The sequence below is a fragment of the Amycolatopsis sp. VS8301801F10 genome, assembly GCF_046195355.1.
GTDB lineage: Bacteria > Actinomycetota > Actinomycetes > Mycobacteriales > Pseudonocardiaceae > Amycolatopsis.
Genome location: NZ_CP176065.1, coordinates 4,648,452 through 4,663,636 on the forward strand (window position 1 = coordinate 4,648,452; position 15,185 = coordinate 4,663,636).

Annotated in this window: 14 protein-coding genes; 9 read left to right on the forward strand and 5 right to left on the reverse strand. The window is 71.4% G+C overall.

Going from position 1 to position 15,185, the window contains the following annotated elements; genetic code table 11:
* Window positions 1-14: 14 nt before the first annotated feature.
* The 3 genes from pepE to F9C11_RS22265 all read left to right on the forward strand — a co-directional run bounded on the left by pepE (window position 15) and on the right by F9C11_RS22265 (window position 2,778).
* On the forward strand, window positions 15-749 hold the full coding sequence (gene pepE / locus F9C11_RS22255; protein WP_409179284.1) for a dipeptidase PepE: 735 nt from the start codon (window positions 15-17) through the stop codon (window positions 747-749).
* 188 nt (window positions 750-937) lie between these two features.
* A complete protein-coding gene (locus F9C11_RS22260) occupies window positions 938-2,218 on the forward strand; it encodes an MFS transporter (RefSeq protein WP_409179285.1) in 1,281 nt (426 codons plus the stop codon).
* A 26-nt stretch (window positions 2,219-2,244) separates the two neighbouring features.
* Entirely contained in the window at window positions 2,245-2,778 is a 534-nt protein-coding gene (locus F9C11_RS22265) for a MarR family winged helix-turn-helix transcriptional regulator (protein WP_409179286.1), read from the forward strand.
* A 30-nt stretch (window positions 2,779-2,808) separates the two neighbouring features.
* Here F9C11_RS22265 and F9C11_RS22270 read toward each other — a convergent pair whose 3' ends face one another.
* Both F9C11_RS22270 and F9C11_RS22275 read right to left on the reverse strand, forming a co-directional pair.
* Window positions 2,809-3,453 carry a carbonic anhydrase gene (locus F9C11_RS22270; RefSeq protein WP_409179287.1) on the reverse strand — a complete coding sequence of 215 codons (645 nt, stop codon included), beginning with the start codon at window positions 3,451-3,453 and terminating at the stop codon, window positions 2,809-2,811.
* Window positions 3,454-3,525: 72 nt separating this feature from the next.
* On the reverse strand, window positions 3,526-3,690 hold the full coding sequence (locus tag F9C11_RS22275) for a hypothetical protein (RefSeq protein ID WP_409179288.1): 165 nt from the start codon (window positions 3,688-3,690) through the stop codon (window positions 3,526-3,528).
* Between the two features lie 253 nt (window positions 3,691-3,943).
* On the opposite strand from F9C11_RS22275, the gene F9C11_RS22280 reads away from it, so the two are divergent.
* Window positions 3,944-5,041, forward strand: a complete 1,098-nt coding sequence (locus F9C11_RS22280) for an NAD(P)/FAD-dependent oxidoreductase (RefSeq protein ID WP_409179289.1) — start codon at window positions 3,944-3,946, stop codon at window positions 5,039-5,041.
* A gap of 515 nt (window positions 5,042-5,556) precedes the next feature.
* Here F9C11_RS22280 and F9C11_RS22285 read toward each other — a convergent pair.
* Both F9C11_RS22285 and F9C11_RS22290 read right to left on the reverse strand, forming a co-directional pair.
* The gene (locus tag F9C11_RS22285) at window positions 5,557-6,615 is read right to left on the reverse strand and encodes a M20 family metallopeptidase (protein ID WP_409179290.1); all 1,059 of its coding nucleotides are present in this window, start codon (window positions 6,613-6,615) and stop codon (window positions 5,557-5,559) included.
* Window positions 6,612-7,601, reverse strand: coding sequence for a LacI family DNA-binding transcriptional regulator (locus F9C11_RS22290; RefSeq protein ID WP_409179291.1), 990 nt, complete (start codon window positions 7,599-7,601; stop codon window positions 6,612-6,614). The genes F9C11_RS22285 and F9C11_RS22290 overlap by 4 nt, the downstream gene beginning before the upstream one ends.
* A gap of 112 nt (window positions 7,602-7,713) precedes the next feature.
* Between F9C11_RS22290 and F9C11_RS22295 the strand changes: the two genes are divergently transcribed.
* From F9C11_RS22295 to F9C11_RS22310, 4 genes are read left to right on the forward strand one after another with little or no spacing between them, the layout of a single operon-like run.
* Complete coding sequence (locus tag F9C11_RS22295; RefSeq protein WP_409179292.1) at window positions 7,714-8,466, forward strand: glutamine amidotransferase; 753 nt, start codon at window positions 7,714-7,716, stop codon at window positions 8,464-8,466.
* Window positions 8,467-8,497: 31 nt separating this feature from the next.
* Complete coding sequence (locus tag F9C11_RS22300; RefSeq protein WP_409179293.1) at window positions 8,498-9,493, forward strand: DMT family transporter; 996 nt, start codon at window positions 8,498-8,500, stop codon at window positions 9,491-9,493.
* On the forward strand, window positions 9,486-10,520 hold the full coding sequence (locus F9C11_RS22305; RefSeq protein ID WP_409179294.1) for a phosphotriesterase: 1,035 nt from the start codon (window positions 9,486-9,488) through the stop codon (window positions 10,518-10,520). The genes F9C11_RS22300 and F9C11_RS22305 overlap by 8 nt, the downstream gene beginning before the upstream one ends.
* A complete protein-coding gene (locus F9C11_RS22310) occupies window positions 10,505-11,440 on the forward strand; it encodes a ribokinase (RefSeq protein WP_409179295.1) in 936 nt (311 codons plus the stop codon). The genes F9C11_RS22305 and F9C11_RS22310 overlap by 16 nt, the downstream gene beginning before the upstream one ends.
* A gap of 584 nt (window positions 11,441-12,024) precedes the next feature.
* Here the strand turns inward: F9C11_RS22310 and F9C11_RS22315 are convergent.
* A complete protein-coding gene (locus tag F9C11_RS22315) occupies window positions 12,025-13,917 on the reverse strand; it encodes a putative Ig domain-containing protein (RefSeq protein ID WP_409179296.1) in 1,893 nt (630 codons plus the stop codon).
* A 168-nt stretch (window positions 13,918-14,085) separates the two neighbouring features.
* Between F9C11_RS22315 and F9C11_RS22320 the strand changes: the two genes are divergently transcribed.
* Window positions 14,086-15,093, forward strand: a complete 1,008-nt coding sequence (locus F9C11_RS22320; protein WP_409179297.1) for a helix-turn-helix domain-containing protein — start codon at window positions 14,086-14,088, stop codon at window positions 15,091-15,093.
* Window positions 15,094-15,185 lie beyond the last annotated feature (92 nt).

Here is a 15,185-nt window from a genome sequence, read left to right on the forward strand (position 1 = left end):
CCAAGGAGAATCGCGTGACTGACTTGCTGTTGCTGTCCAACTCGACCAACCACGGCCACGGTCCGCTGGAACACGCGCTGGACGCGGTGGCCGAGGTGCTGGCCGGGCGCACCGAGCTGGTGTTCGTGCCGTTCGCGCTGGCCGACCACGACGGTTACACCGAGCGCATCGCGGCCGCGGTGGCGCCGCTCGGCGTGCGGGTGCGCGGGCTGCACGCCTTCGCCGACCCGGTCGCCGCGGTGCGTTCGGCCCCGGCGGTGTACACCGGCGGCGGCAACACGTTCCGCCTGCTGGCCGAGCTGTACCGGCGCGAGCTGCTGGAACCGTTGCGGGAGCGGGTGTCCGAGGGCATGCCGTACCTCGGGGCCAGCGCGGGAACCAACATCGCGGGGCCGACCGTGCGCACCACCAACGACATGCCGATCGTGGAGCCGCCCAGCCTGACCGCGCTGGGGCTGGTGCCGTTCCAGCTCAACCCGCACTACGTCGACCCGGACCCGGCCAGCACGCACATGGGCGAGACCCGGGAGAAGCGGCTCGCGGAATTCCACGAGTGCAACGACATTCCGGTGCTCGGCCTGCGCGAGGGCACGTGGCTGCGCGTGCGCGGCGACTGGGCGGAATTGGCGGGAGTGTCCACGAGCGGCGGCGCGCCCGGGCGGCTGTTCCGGCGCGGGGTGCCCGGCGAGGACGTCTCCGGCGAGGTCAGCGACCTGCTCGCTCCGGCGCGCGAACCGGTGTGGGGCTGAGCGCGCCGCCACCGCACACTGTTCCGCCGGTCGACGACGGGGGAGGGCCCAGCCCTTCCCCGTCGTCGCGTCCGGACCCCGGAACCGCCGCGGAGAAGCCTGTCCAGGTAGCTTGACACAAGCATCTTAGGACAAAGATACTTCCCGGCGACCCGCCTGCCGAGGCGGCCGGCCGGAAAGGAACCGCGGTGACTGTGCTGAGGGAAGAGCGGCGGCCCGGCGCGCCGCTGACCGCGTGGCTGGGCGTGCTGGCGCTGCTGGCGGTCGTGGCGATCTCCTACCTGGACCGGGTCAACGTGTCCGTGCTGATCACCGACCCCGCCTTCGCCGGGCATTTCGGCATTCAAGGCAACCGGGCCGCGCAGGGCGCGTTGATGACGCTTTTCCTGGCTGGCTACGGAATCGCGGCCATGCTGATCACGCCGTGGTACGAAGCGGTTTTCGGGGTGCGGCGCGGGTTGCTCGTCAGCCTGGGGTGCTGGGCGTTGTTCACTCTCGCGTCCCCGTACGCCGGGAGCGCGATGCTGCTGCTGACGCTGCGGTTCCTGCTCGGGGCCAGCGAGGGACCGTTGTTCTCGCTGAAAACCATGTACGTCAAGGACAATTTCGCCGAAGGCGCGTGGGGCAAACCCAACGCGGTCAGCTCGATGGGCGTCTCCCTGGGCACCGCGCTGGGCATCCCGGTGATCACTTTCGCCTTGGTGCGCTTCGGCTGGCACGGTTCGTTCCTCCTGCTCGCGGCCCTCAACCTCGTGGTCGGGCTGCCGCTGGTCGCCCTGTTCGTCCGGGCCTCGCGGCGCCGGACCGCCACGCGGCAGCCGGCGTGGCGGCGGTTCGCCGGGGCTCTGCGCACGCCCAAGCTGGGCTGGATCCTGCTGATCGAGGTGGCCACCCTCGGGTATCTGTGGGGCAGCACCTCGTGGCTTCCGTCGTATTTGCTGCAGGCGCGGCATTTCTCGCTCGCGCAGATGAGCGCGTTGTCGGCGCTGCCGTTCGTGGTCAGCCTCGGGTCCGGGTTCCTCGGCGGATGGCTCCTCGACCGGATGCCGGGCCGCCGGGCGCCGCTCGTGCTGGTGGTCGGCAGCGTCGGAACCGCGGTGTGCGCGACGACCGCGACCTTCGCGGATTCGCGCTGGCTCGCCGCGGCGACGCTCATCCTCGCCAACGCGTTCTGGGGCCTGCAGGGACCGGCGATCCCGACGCTGGTGCAGCAATACGCTCCCGCGGGCACCGTCGGCAGCGCTTACGGCCTGGTCAACGGAGTCGGCAATCTCGTGTCCGCGCTGCTTCCGACGCTGATGGGGGTGGCGATCGCCGCGGGCGGCGACCACGGATTCGCCGCCGGGTACGCGCTGCTCGCCGCGACGCAGCTGCTCACGCTGCTCGGTGCGCTCGTCCTGCTGCTCGGCCGCGCTCCGGCGGCGAAAGAACCCGCAGCGGCCGATCAGCCCTCGGTGCGATCCCGCTAGGACGGATCCGGATAGGCTCCGTCCGCATGCCGCGGAACAAGGAGCCGATGCCGATGGACCCGGTCGACCAGGTGGTGGCGGACTGGGCCCGGCAGCGCCCGGACCTGGACGCCTCGCCGATCGCGATCTTCGGCCGGGTCCGGCGGATCGCCGACCTCGCCGCGGGCGGCCTCCGCGGCTACCTGGCCCCGTACGGCCTGACCCCGGGCGAGTTCGACCTCCTGTGCAACCTGCGCCGGGCCGGGCGGCCCTACCGGAAGACGCCGTCGGAGCTGGCGGCCTCCGCGCTCGTCACCTCGGGCGCCCTCACCGGGCGGCTGGACGCGCTCGAACGCGACGGGCTGATCCGCCGCCGCGACCACCGCGCCGACCGCCGGGTCAGCTACGCCGAACTGACCGCCGCCGGCCGCAAGCTCGTCGACCAGGTCCTCGAAGGGCACCTGGCCCGGGAGGAAGCGCTCCTCGCCGGGCTGGACGAAGCCGGCCGCAAGGACATCGAACGGGCGCTCGCCCTGCTGGAACGCGCGATCCGGGAAGCCGGTCCGCGAGGGGGACCCTGATTCCCTTCAGGGGTCCCCTCGAGGACCGGTTCAGGCCACCGAGCTGGCGGTGGGCACGTCGATGCCGTGCGCGGCGACCACCTCGGCACTGCCGTCGGCCAGCCGGTAGCGGAGGCCGACCACCGCGGCGCGCCCCTCGGCGACGCGGTCGGCGAGCACGCGGGACCGGTCGAGCAGCAGGTCGACGGTGTGCTTGACGTGCTCGGCGAGAATCTCGTGCGGTTCGACCCGCCCGGCGGCCCGGGCGGCGAGGACGCTGGGCGTCACCTTCTCGACGACGTCCCGGACGTACCCGACCGGCGCGAGCCCGTCCTCGAGCGCCGCGGTGGCCGCGCCGACGGCGCCGCACGAGTCGTGGCCGAGCACGACGACCAGGGGACAGTTCAGCAGGTCGACGCCGTATTCGATGCTGCCGAGCACCTCGCCGCCGATCACCTGGCCCGCGGTGCGCACGACGAACAGGTCGCCGAGCCCGCGGTCGAAGATGATCTCGGCGGCGAGGCGGGAGTCGGAGCAGCCGAACAGCACCGCGAACGGCTGCTGGTTGGGCGCGATCGCGGCGCGGCGGGCGGCGTCCTGGTTGGGATGCTCCGGGGCGCTGGTGATGAAGCGGTGGTTGCCTGCCATCAGCAGGTCGAACGCTTCCTGCGGAGTCTGCGGTGTCGGGTCGGCCATGCCCCTCAGCCTAAGCCGCGCCGGCCGCCCGCGGGTGTTGCGATCGTCTCGCCCCGGACAGGTTTCAACCGGTCACCGCCCCCGCCCGAGCGCCTCCCGCTTGACGAACCCGACCGCGGCGGTCGCCAGGAACAGCACCGCACCCACGACGACGAGCCAGAACAGGCCCTTGATCACCACCCCGAGCACGATGCACACCAGCCAGATCACCAGAAGCAGACCGAGCAATGCCAGCATGGAGTCCTCCTGACCGTCGCCGGGAAACTGCGGTTCTCCCGGGGGATACCCAGGCGCGGCCGGGCTATGCGGGTCCCGGCCGCGATCTCTCGGCTCGCGTGGCCCGGGGTCTGCGGGCGCGGGGGGCGCGTGGGGAACTCCGGGGTGGGTGCGGCGGTGCTGGCGGCGGGCGTCGGGTTGCTGCTCGCGCCGTGGATGCAGCGGCGGATGTGCGGTGAGCGGAAAACAGTCAGCGGTGAAGGAGCGGGGCGAAATGCGCGTGATCGTGGTCGGCGGCGGGATCGTCGGCGCGGCAGCCGGGTACGAACTGGCCCGGGCCGGAGTGGACACAGTGCTGGTCGACGGGGCGGCGAGCGGCCGGGCGACGTCGGCGGGTGCGGGCATCATCTGCCCATGGTCGTCCGCGGTGGACGATCCGGACTGGTACCGGATGGCGGCCGGCGGGGCGGAGTACTACGAGGACCTGCGGGCGGCGCTGGCCGAGGACGGCGAGACCGATCTCGGCTACCGGAGGGTCGGTTCGCTGCGGCTGGTGTCGGAAAGCGAAGCGGCGCAAGCTTTTCAGCGGGTGGCGGATCGGGCGAAGGCAGCGCCGCTGGCGGGGGACGTCGAGCTCATCGACGGCCGCCAGGCACAGGAACTGTTCCCGCCGCTCGCGCACGACGGCCCGGCTATCCACATTCCGGGCGCGGCTCGGCTGGACGGGCGGCTGGTCCGCGACGCGATGCGGCGGGCGGCGGTGCGGCATGGCGCGCGGATTGTCGAGGGCACGGCGTCGATCGTCGCGGACGAGCGGGTGCGCGGGGTGCTGGTGGGCGAGGAGTTCGTCGGCGCGGACGCGGTGATCGCCGCGGCCGGAGCCTGGTCGCCCGCGTTGCTGGGACCGCTCGGGGTCGAGGTGCGGGTCGAACCCCAGCGCGGGCAGATCGTCCACCTCCGGTTGCCGGGTACGGAAACCTCGCGGTGGCCGGTGGTGTTGCCGCAGTCGCGCCACTACCTGCTGGCGTTCGACGATTCGCGGATCGTCGTCGGCGCGACGCGGGAGGACGGGGCAGGCTTCGACAACCGGGTCACCGCGGCCGGTCTCGCGGAGGTGCTGTCCGAGGCGTTGTCGGTGGCGCCCGGGCTGGCGGACGCGACGTACGTGGAGACCCGGGTCGGGTTCCGTCCCACCGGACCGGACATCCGCCCGTTGCTCGGCAAGGTGCCGCAGGTCGAGGGCCTGGTGGTGGCCAACGGACTCGGCGCGTCGGGCCTGACGATGGGACCGTACGCGGGTTCGATCGCGGCCCGGCTGGCCCGCGAGGCCGACCCGGGAATCGACCTTGAGGCATACGACCCGCTGCGGTGACCGGGCGCAGTTCGGCCCCGCTCGGGTCGTGCACCTGAGCGGGGTGCCGCGCGGCCGGACGGCGGGATGCCTCGCCACGCAACCCTCGCGGCGGGACCGTGGATTGTCGGCGGCGGGAAGACGATCAGCGAGCGGCGGCCAGCACCGGTTTGCGGGAGTGGCGCAACGCCTGCCGTCACGACTGCAGGCCCGGTTTGTCGTTTGCCGCGGGCAGCTCTCGCGGCGGGTGGTGGTGCCGTGGACTGCGTGCGTGGGAAGGCGCTCAGCGCTAGTTCGCGGTAGTTGCGCAATGCCTCCTGCCAGGGTTGCAGTTCCGGTTTTCGTTTGCCGTGGGGAATTCTCGCGGCGGGTGGTGGCACCAGGGATTGTCGGCGGCGGGAAGGTCAGCGAGCGGCCTGCAGTAGTTCGCGGTAGTTGCGCAATGTCTCCTGCCAGGATTGCTGTTCCGGGTTGTCTTTTGTCGCGGGCAATTCTCGCGGCGAGCGGCGGCACCGTGGACTGCCCGCGCAAGACGATCAGCGAGCCGCAGCCAGCACCAGTTCGCGATAGTTGCGTAAAGCCTCCCGCCACGACTCCAATTCCAGCTTCTCATTCGCCGCGTGCATTTCGCGCGGATCCCCAGGCCCCCAGATCACGACCGGCGCTTCGGCCACAGACCCGGCCAGCGCCGAGGCGTCGGTGAAATACGTCGCGGCCGGGGCCGCCGGGTGGGCGCCGAGGAGTTCCGGCACGCGCGGGGTCCGGACAGCGGGCAGATCGAGTTCCACCTCCGCGCTGATGGCCGGATCGAGCGACGACGCCCAGGCGATCCCGGGCGCGCCGCCGTCCACCGTGCGGATATCCAGCGTCAGAACCGCCGACGCCGGAACGATGTTCGTCGCGGTTCCGCCCTCGAAGGTGCCGACGTTGACGGTCTCCGGGCCCAGATAGTCCTCAGTGGACAGCGGAAGCGAACCGAGCGCGCCGAGGGCCCGGTCGGCGAGCAGCTGGATCGCGTTGCGGCCGAGCTGGGGCGTGGACCCGTGCGCGGCCTTGCCCGCCGCGGCGAGCCGCAGCCACGTCGCTCCGCGGTGGCCGAGCGAGACGCGGTTCCGGGTCGCTTCCGGCACCACGACGATCCGCGGCGTCAGCTCCAGCGACGTCGCCGCCTCGGTCGCGCCCCGGCAGCCGATTTCTTCGTCGCTGGTGAGGAGGACCTGCGCGTCCGCACCGGCTTCCGCGGCGTTGCGCAACGCCTCCACCGCGGCGACCAGCCCGCCCTTCATGTCGACGCTGCCGCGGCCGTGGAGGAACTTCTCGTCGGCGTCCGCGGAGAACGGGGCGCGTTCCCACAGTTCGGGGGAGCCGACCGGGACGGTGTCGATGTGGCACACGAACAGTGGCCCGTCGCCCGAACCGGTGCCGAGCAGCACCCACGGCCGCCCGGAGGAGGAGCGCTGCCGCACACGCACGCCCGCGGTGGCGGTGGCGTAGGAGACGGCCAGTTCCTGGGCGGCGGCCTGCGCGGCGTTGTCGCCGGACGTGGTGTCCTGCCGCACCAGGTCGCGCAGCAGTTCGAGGGCTTCGGTGCTCATCCGGAGTACTCCCGGGTCGATTCGCGGACGACGAGTTGCATGGAAAGCACGTGGTCCGCGGGGCTTTCGCCGGCCGCGAGCCGGGTGACCTCGTCGACCGCTTTGCGAGCCATCTGCTCGGTGGGCTGCGCGACGGTGGTCAGCCTCGGCGACGTCCATTCGCCGAGCGTGATGCCGTCGCAGCCGATCACCGACAGGTCTCCCGGCACCGAAACCCCCGCGCGGCGCGCCGCTTCGAGCAGGCCTACCGCGGCGATGTCGCTGGCGGTGAACACTGCCGTCGGAGCCGCGTTCGCCGCCGCCATGTGCGCGAAGAAGTTCATGCCGAAGGCCGAGCTGAAGGTGCCGCGCACGATCATGGATTCGTCCGCCTCGATCCCGTGCGCCTTCAAGGCGGCCCGGTAGCCGGCCTCGCGCTGGTCGGCCGTGCGCAGCCCGGCCGGGCCGCCGACGTGGGCGATGAGCCGGTGGCCCTGGGAGATCAGGTGGGTGGTCGCCTGGTAGGCGCCGCCGAAGCTGTTGGCGGTGACGTGCGCTATCCGCGGCCCGGCGGCCTCGACGTACTCGTCGAGGAAGACCACCGGGAAATCGCCGGCCAGCCTGCCCGCGAAGGCTTCGTTGGTGCTGTTCATCCCCAGGTAGATCAGCCCGCCCACGTCCGGCACCCGCATCAGGCGTTCGACGCTGGCGCGCTCCCGCGACGGCGACGAACCGGTGAGGGCGGTGAACACGTCGATGCCGTCCGCCGCCGCGGCGTCGGCCACCGCGTCCGCCAGCGTCGAGAAATACGGGTTGTCCAGCGACGGGACCACCAGCCCGAGACTCAGCCCGGCCACCTGTTTCCGGACCGGCGGATGCCCTTCGGCCGACAGCGCGGCGTCGATGCGCCGGGCCGTCTCGGAAGCGACGTGCAGCTCCCCCCGGACGTACCTCGACACCGTCGAAACGGCCACTCCGGCCTCTCGGGCCACCTTCGCCAGCGACATCCGGCTCCTCCCCGTTGAGCGTTGACGGCGACTGCAACCGCATCCTATATTGGCCGTGTTGCGCTATGTTGCGCAACACACGCTAAGCCGCTTTCGCCCGAAGGAGTCGTCGATGGTCAAGGTCCTGCTAGCCGGGGAGTCGTGGGTCAGTGCGACGATCGACCACAAGGGATACGACCCGTTCGCGCACACACAGGTGGAGATCGGATGCGAGCGGCTGCTGGCGGCGCTGGCGGCGGAAGGGGTCGAGGCGACTCACCTGCGCTCGCACGACGTGGCCGAGAAATTCCCGCAGACGCTGGAGGAACTCGGCGCCTACGACGTCGTGCTGCTCTCCGACGTCGGGTCCAACACGCTGCTGCTGCACCCGGACACGTTCACCCGCGGCCGTCCGACGCCCAACCGGCTGAAGCTGCTGCGCGAGTGGGTGCACGGCGGCGGCGGGCTGATGATGGCCGGCGGCTACCTGAGCTTCCAGGGCTTCGAGGGCAAGGCGAACTACCACCGGACGCCGATCGAGGAGATCCTCCCGGTCGACCTCGACCCGTTCGACGACCGCGTCGAGGCTCCGGAGGGCGTCCGCGCCCAGGTCGTGCAGCCCGGCCACCCGGTGGTCGCGGGGCTGGACCGGGAATGGCCGATCCTGCTGGGCTACCAGCACACCACGCTGAAGCCGGACGCCGAGCTGCTGGCCACCGTCGAGGGCGACGTCATGCTGGCCGCGCGCCAGGTCGGCAAGGGCCGCACCCTCGCGTTCACCTCGGACATCTCCCCGCACTGGGCTCCGGAGGAGTTCATGGGCTGGGACGGCTACCGCAAGCTCTTCGCGCAGGCGCTGACCTGGCTCGCCGGACGCGAAATCTGAGCCGCGCGCACTCGGGATCAAGGAGGATTCGATGAGTACGTCACCCACCCGCCGCGCGACCTCGGTCGTCGTGCTGACGATCGCGACCGTCTTCGCCGGGATGCTCGGCCCGTTGCAGTCGCTGGTCAACGGACACCTCGGCACCGCGCTCGGCGACGGGCACGCCGCCGCGCTGGTGTCCTTCGGCACCGGACTGGTGCTGATGCTGGTCATCGTGCTGGCGCGGGCCCGGACGCGCGCCGCGTTCTTCCGGCTGCCGGGTCAGCTGGTGCGCGGCGAGATCCCGCGATGGAACTTCTTCGCCGGGCTGTGCGGCGCGGTGATCGTGCTCTCCGAAGGCGTGACGGTGGGCTTCCTCGGGGTGGCGATCTTTCAGACCTCGCTGATCTCCGGCATGGTCATCTCCGGCGTGGTGTGCGACCGGCTCGGCATCGGCGTCCCGTTCAAGCAGGCGATGAGCGCGCCGCGCGTCGCCGGGGCGATCCTCGCGATCTGCGCCACGGTGCTCGTCGTCTCCCCGAACTGGTCGGCCCCGCACATGATCGCGCTGGCGATCATGCCGTTCGTCGGCGGCCTGCTGGCCGGCTGGCAGCCCGCGGGCAACTCCGAGATCGGCCTGCTGTCCGGCTCGATGTTCATCTCCATCACGTGGAACTTCCTGATCGGCTTCGCCGCGCTCGGCCTCGTGTACCTCGTGCGGATGGCCGCCGCGGGCGCGCACTTCGCTCTGCCGGGCACGTGGTGGATGTACTTCGGCGGGCCGCTCGGCCTTTTGTCGATCGCGCTGATGGCCTTGCTGGTGCGCGGTCTGGGGCTTCTGCTGCTGGGGCTGGCCTCCACGGCCGGCCAGCTCATCGGGTCGCTGCTGCTCGAGGTCATCGCACCCGCGGCGGGTTCCAGCCTGCACCTGGTCACCGTCATCGGAGCTTTCGTGGCGCTGGCGGCCGCGGCGATCGCGATGATCCCGTCCCGGCACACCGCCGAACCCGCGGTCCTCGCCCAGCCGGCCGAGGTGCGTCGTGGCTGAGGTGCGCGGCGTCCTCGGTCCGGTCGACGCGGCGGACCTCGGGGTGGTGTTGCCGCACGAACACCTCTTCAACGATCTGTCCTCCGCGGTCGCCGAACCTTCCTACGCCTCCACGCGGCGGCTCGTCGAGGCGGAAGTGGGGCCGGGCTGGCAGTTCCTGCTGCGCCAGGATCCGTACTGCTGCGCGGACAACGTGGCGGCAAAAGACCACGCGAGCGTCGTGCGCGAGGTGGCCGCGTTCGCCGCGGCCGGCGGCGGCACGGTGGTCGACGCGACCGGCAGCGCGGCGATCGGCCGGGATCCGCGGGCGCTGGCCGCGGTGGCTGAGGCGACCGGCGTCAACGTCATCATGGGCACCGGTGCGTACCTGGAGAAGTTCGAGGGCGAGCGCATCACCGCGGTCGCGGTCGAAGTGCAGACCGCGCGCATTCTCTCCGAATTGGACGAGGGCGTCGGCGAAACGGGGATCCGCGCTGGCGTCATCGGCGAGGTCGGCGTCTCCCCGCTTTTCACCGAAGGGGAGCGGGCTTCCTTGCGGGCCGCGGCGCTCGCGCAGGCGGCACGGCCGAACGTCGGGCTCAACATCCATATGCCGGGCTGGCAGCGCCGCGGGCACGAGGTGCTCGACCTGGTGCTGGACGAATGCGGTGCGCTGCCTTCGAAAGTGGCGCTGGCGCACAGCGATCCGTCCGGCGACGACCCGGGCTACCAGCGCGAGCTGCTCGAACGCGGCGTGCTGCTGGAGTTCGACATGATCGGCCTCGACATCTCGTTCCCCGGCGAGGGCGTGGCGCCGACGGTCTCCCAGACCGCGCACGCCGTCGCCCGGTGGGTGCACGAGGGCTTCGGGGACCAGATCATGCTGTCGCACGACCTGTTCCTGAAACAGATGTGGACGCACAACGGCGGGAACGGGCTCGTGTTCGTGCCGACGATCTTCGCCGATCTGCTCGAAGCCGAAGGCGTGCCGGCCGACGCCGTGGCCCGGCTGATGCGGGACGTTCCGGCGCGATGGCTGACCGCATGAGCCCGGCAGTGGCGGTAGTCGCGTCGCTGAACGTCGACCACATCGTCCAGGCGCCGCGCATTCCCCAGCCGGGGGAGACCCTCATGGGCTTCTCGGCGAGCCGGGAACTGGGCGGGAAAGGCGGCAACCAAGCGGTCGCCGCCGCCCGGCTCGGCGCGGACGTCGCCGTGCTCGGCTGCGTCGGCCAGGACGAGGACGGCGACGAGTACCTGAAAGCCCTGATGGCCGAGGGTGCGGACGTGACCCGGGTGCGTCGGTCGCCGCTGCCCACCGGCCGGGCCGCGATCACCGTCGACGCGGAGGGCGTCAACTCGATCGTCGTCGTGGCCGGGGCGAACGCCGACATTCCCGCCGCCGCGGCCGAAGCCGCGATCAGGGAACTGCCCGGACTGCGGGTAGTCGTGGGCCAGCTGGAGGCGGCGGCAGACGCGACGGAACGCGCTTTCGCGGCTGCTCGCGAACGTGGCGTCCTGACGGTGCTCAACACCGCGCCCGCGGACGACGTCGCCGCGAAGCTGCTGCCGTTCAGCGATGTGGTGGTGTCGAACGAAATCGAGTTCCGCCAGCTCACCGGCCAGGATCCCTTCGACAGCACCAGCTTGCGCCGCGGGAGTGCCGAGCTGTTCGCCGCGGGCTGCCGGTGGGTGATCGTGACCCTGGGAGCCGAGGGATGCGCCGTCCTCGACGCGTCGTCGTCCGCGCACGTCCCGGCGGTCGCCGTACGAGCGGTGGACACCACGGCCGCGGGAGATTCGTTCGTCGGCGCGCTTGCTGCGCGGCTGGCCGAGATCCCCGGTGGACCAACAACCGCGGAGGTGGTCGCGGCCTGCGGTTTCGCGGCGAAGGTGGCTGCCGTGGTCGTGACGCGGCACGGTGCGCATCCTTCGTTGCCGACCTTGGCCGAGGTGCTCGATGCGTGACTGAGCGGTCAGGGCGCGGTCAGCAGTCGGTGGAGAGGCAGCAGACGGGGTGCCTCTCCTTCCGGGGCGTGCCCGATGTTCCTCGAGCCGCGCCGTGGAGGAGCTTCGCCGCTGATTCCTTGGCGCGCGAAAATCCTTGCGCGCCAAGGAATCGCTGCCCTGTTTCGCCAGCCTCGGCCCGACAGTCCGCTGGAAAGGGCTGACCCTCGAAGCGGACTGTCCTCGCGACGTCGACCCGAACCTGCACGGCCACGGCCTGACCCTCCTGTGGTCCGGGCATCCGCTGGTGGGGTATTACACCGACCGGCTCAGCACGCTCGTCTGTCCCGCCTTCACCCCTGCGCGGCCCGGCCGTACCGCACTGCCGGGAACCACCCGCGTCGACGCGCTCCGATCCTTGACCAGCGAACGCACGACCACCGGCAGCCGTGTCGCGGCGAGACGGCGAAGCGGTGCGTCATCAGTGCACGTCGTCGGCGCTGGATGTGCTTGCGGTGAAGGATTGAGCTGAATCCGAGGGTTGATTCCCCGCGCAGCAAGGAAAGGCCGCCCCGCGGACGGGACGGCCTTCCTCGCGTTCGGTTTCAGCTCACGGTCAGCGCCGTGTCGTCGAGGCAGAACGAGGTCTGCAGGCTCGAGTCCTCGGTGCCGGTGAAGGTCAGCGTCACGGTCTGGCCCGCGTAGGCTGACATGTCAACGGTCCGCAGCTGGTAGCCGTTGGCCTGGTTCAGGTTCGAGTAGGTGGCGAGCGTGGTCGAACCGGCCTTGACGGTCAGCTTGTCGTAGGCCGTCGAGGCGGTCGTCTCGGCGGTGTCGACGTGCAGGTAGTAGCTCAGCGTGGCGTGGCAGCCGGCGGGGATGCTCACCGACTGCGAGACAGTGTCGGTGTGCGCGCTGCCGTAGCCGTCCAGGTAGGCGAGGTAGGTGCCGCTGTGCGGGGGTTCGCCGTTGGACGACGTGCTGACCACTCCGGCGGACGCGGTCCACGGGCTGGTGCCGTTCTCGAAGCCGGGGTTGCCCAGTTTCTGGCCGGAGCAGGAGCCGCCGCCGGTCGGGGCGATCGTCCAGCCGAAGGTGGTGGAGCCGGTGGCGCCGGAGGAGTCCTTGGCGGTCGCGGTCACCGAGTACGTGCCCGCGGTGGTCGGCGTGCCGGAGATCAGGCCGCCGGAACTGATCGACAGTCCGGCGGGCAGGCCGGTGGCGGTCCAGGTGTAGCCGCCGCTGCCGCCGGACGCGGACAGCTGCAGCTTCGCCGCGGTGCCGACGACGCCGTTCTGGCTGCCCGGGTTGTTCGCGGTGACCCCGCCGCTCGGGGCGCCCGCGGTGAACGCCGCGGTGCCGTTCGGCGTGCCGAGACCGGTGGGGCCGTCCCAGCCCGGGCCGGCGTTGCACTGCACCGAGGACGAGCAGCTGCCGTTGCTGCCGGAGGTCACGTCGTTGAGGTTGCCGGTGTGCGAGTACGGGTAGGCGGCGGGAGTGTCGGACGCGCCGGGCGTGCCGGCGAGCGCGTACACGGACGCGATGATCGGGGCGGACGCGCTGGTGCCGCCGTACACGGCCCAGCCGCTGCCGCCGTAGGTCTGGTACACCGCCACGCCGGTCTGCGGGTCGGCCACGGCCGAGACGTCGGCGACCGCGCGCTTGCCGCAGCCGGTCGTCACGTTCTGGAACGCGGGCTTGGCCACGTAGCCCGAGCAGCCGCTGCCCGCGCCGCTCCACGCGGTTTCGCCCCAGCCGCGGGCGCTGCTGTTGCGGGTCAGCGAGGTGCCGCCGACCGCGGTCACGTACTGCGACGAGGCCGGGTAGCTGATGCCGTAGCCGCTGTCGCCGGTGCTCGCGGTGATCGCGACGCCCGGGTGGTGGAAATAGCTCGAGTCGGAGGAAGGTTCGGAGCCGTCCTCGCCGCCGCCGTAGCTGTTGGAAACGTACTTCGCGCCCATCGACACGGCGGTGTTCACCGCGGTGCCGAGATCGGCCATGCTCGGCTGATTCGCTTCGACGAGCAGAATGTGGCAATTCGGGCAGATCGCCGTAACCATGTCGACGTCGAGCGAGATTTCGCCGGCCCAGCCGGAATCGGCGGACGGAAGCGGGCTGGCCTGCCCGTTTTGGTTCACCTTCTTGAAACAGCCGTTCGCGGTGGTGCAGGGCGGGAGCCCGTAGGTGGAGCGGTAGCTCGCGAGGTCCGATTCAGCGTTCGGGTCGTCGTTGGAGTCGACGATGGCCACCGTGGCCGAGGAGCTGCCCGCGGCGGTGAGGTTGTAGGCGGAGCGCAGGTCCGCGGGGCCGAACCCGCTGGGCAGCGCGCCCGGGGAGAGCAGCGCGCGCATGGTGTCGGTCTGGCGTTCGGCGAAACACGTGACCATGCCGGGCTTCGCCTTCTCGGCGCACACGCGGGCGGTCGGATGCGCCGCGGCGGGCGCGGCCACGGCGGGCAGGGCCGGGGCGGTCAGGGCCAAGGCCGCGAAACCGGCCATGGCAAGGATTCTTCGGGCTGAACGGGACACGATCCCTCCCAGGGAATTTCCTGCGAACGGCGTCGGGCCATTCGGTGCCCCGTTGTCTACAGTTCGTTCAGCCCTGGCGGTGACGCGCTGGTGCCAGTGGCGCAATGGTGTCGGCCAGCCCGGTGGAGGTGCCTCCGAATGGTTCCCGAAGCAATCGGCCATCTCCTGACGCTCGGGCTCAAAGCGGACGAAGCAGAAATCTATCTCGACCTACTTTCGTCGGGCCCGGTTCCGCCGGACCGGCTGGCGGACGACACCGGCCGCGACCCCGCCGAGGTGCGCCGGGTGCTGGGGGTGCTGGCCGGGATCGGACTGGCCGGCCGGGTCGACGGACCGGGTTCGCCGATGTCCGCGCTGCGGCCGGAACCGGTGCTGGAGGTGCTGACCAGGCAACGGGAGGCCGAACTGGCCGGAGCCCGGGCGGCGATGACGCGGCTGTACGAGCAGTACCGCAGGCACTCGGCGCGCTGCGACGCCGACCCGATGATCGAGGTGGTCAGCGGAACCACTGCCGCCGAACGGGTGCGGCAACTGGAGCGCTCGGCGCGGACGGAGGTCCGGGGGCTGGACTCGCCGCCGTACTACGCCGACGCGGACGCCAACGAGATCGAACTCGAGAACCTGGCCCGCGGCGTCCGCTACCGCGCCGTCTACGGAAGGCTCGCGCTGGAGCGGCCCGAGTACGTCGCGGAGAACATCCTGCCCTGCGGGAAAAGCGGGGAGGAGGCGCGGGTGCTGCCCGAGGTCCCGGTGAAACTCCTGATCGTGGACGACTGCGCGGCCCTGTCCGGCGCGGACCGCACCGTGCTGCTGATCCGCTCGTGCGGCCTGTTCGACGCGCTGGCCGGGCTGTTCGACATGTGCTGGCAGGTCGCGCTGCCGCTGGGCCTCGCCGCGGACGCCTCCGGCCCCGAGATCCGGCCCAGCGAACGCCGGTTGCTCGCGCTGCTCGCCGCGGGCCTCAGCGACGACCAGGTCGCCCGGGTGCTCGGCGTGAGCAGGCGGACGATGTTCCGGTACCTGGAAAACCTGATGGCCCGCACGGGGGCGGCGAACCGGTTCCAGCTGGCGCTGCACGCTACTCGGAATGACTGGCTTTCGGTGGACAGTGAGCGGGGTGCTTCGGCGGTGCGGTCGGTGCCGTGATGAGGCGAGTGGCTCGGGGTACGCCGAAACGACGGCAGGCCGGATGGCAGGTGCGGCCAGGGTCCGGACATAGAGATGCCCGTACTCGACTC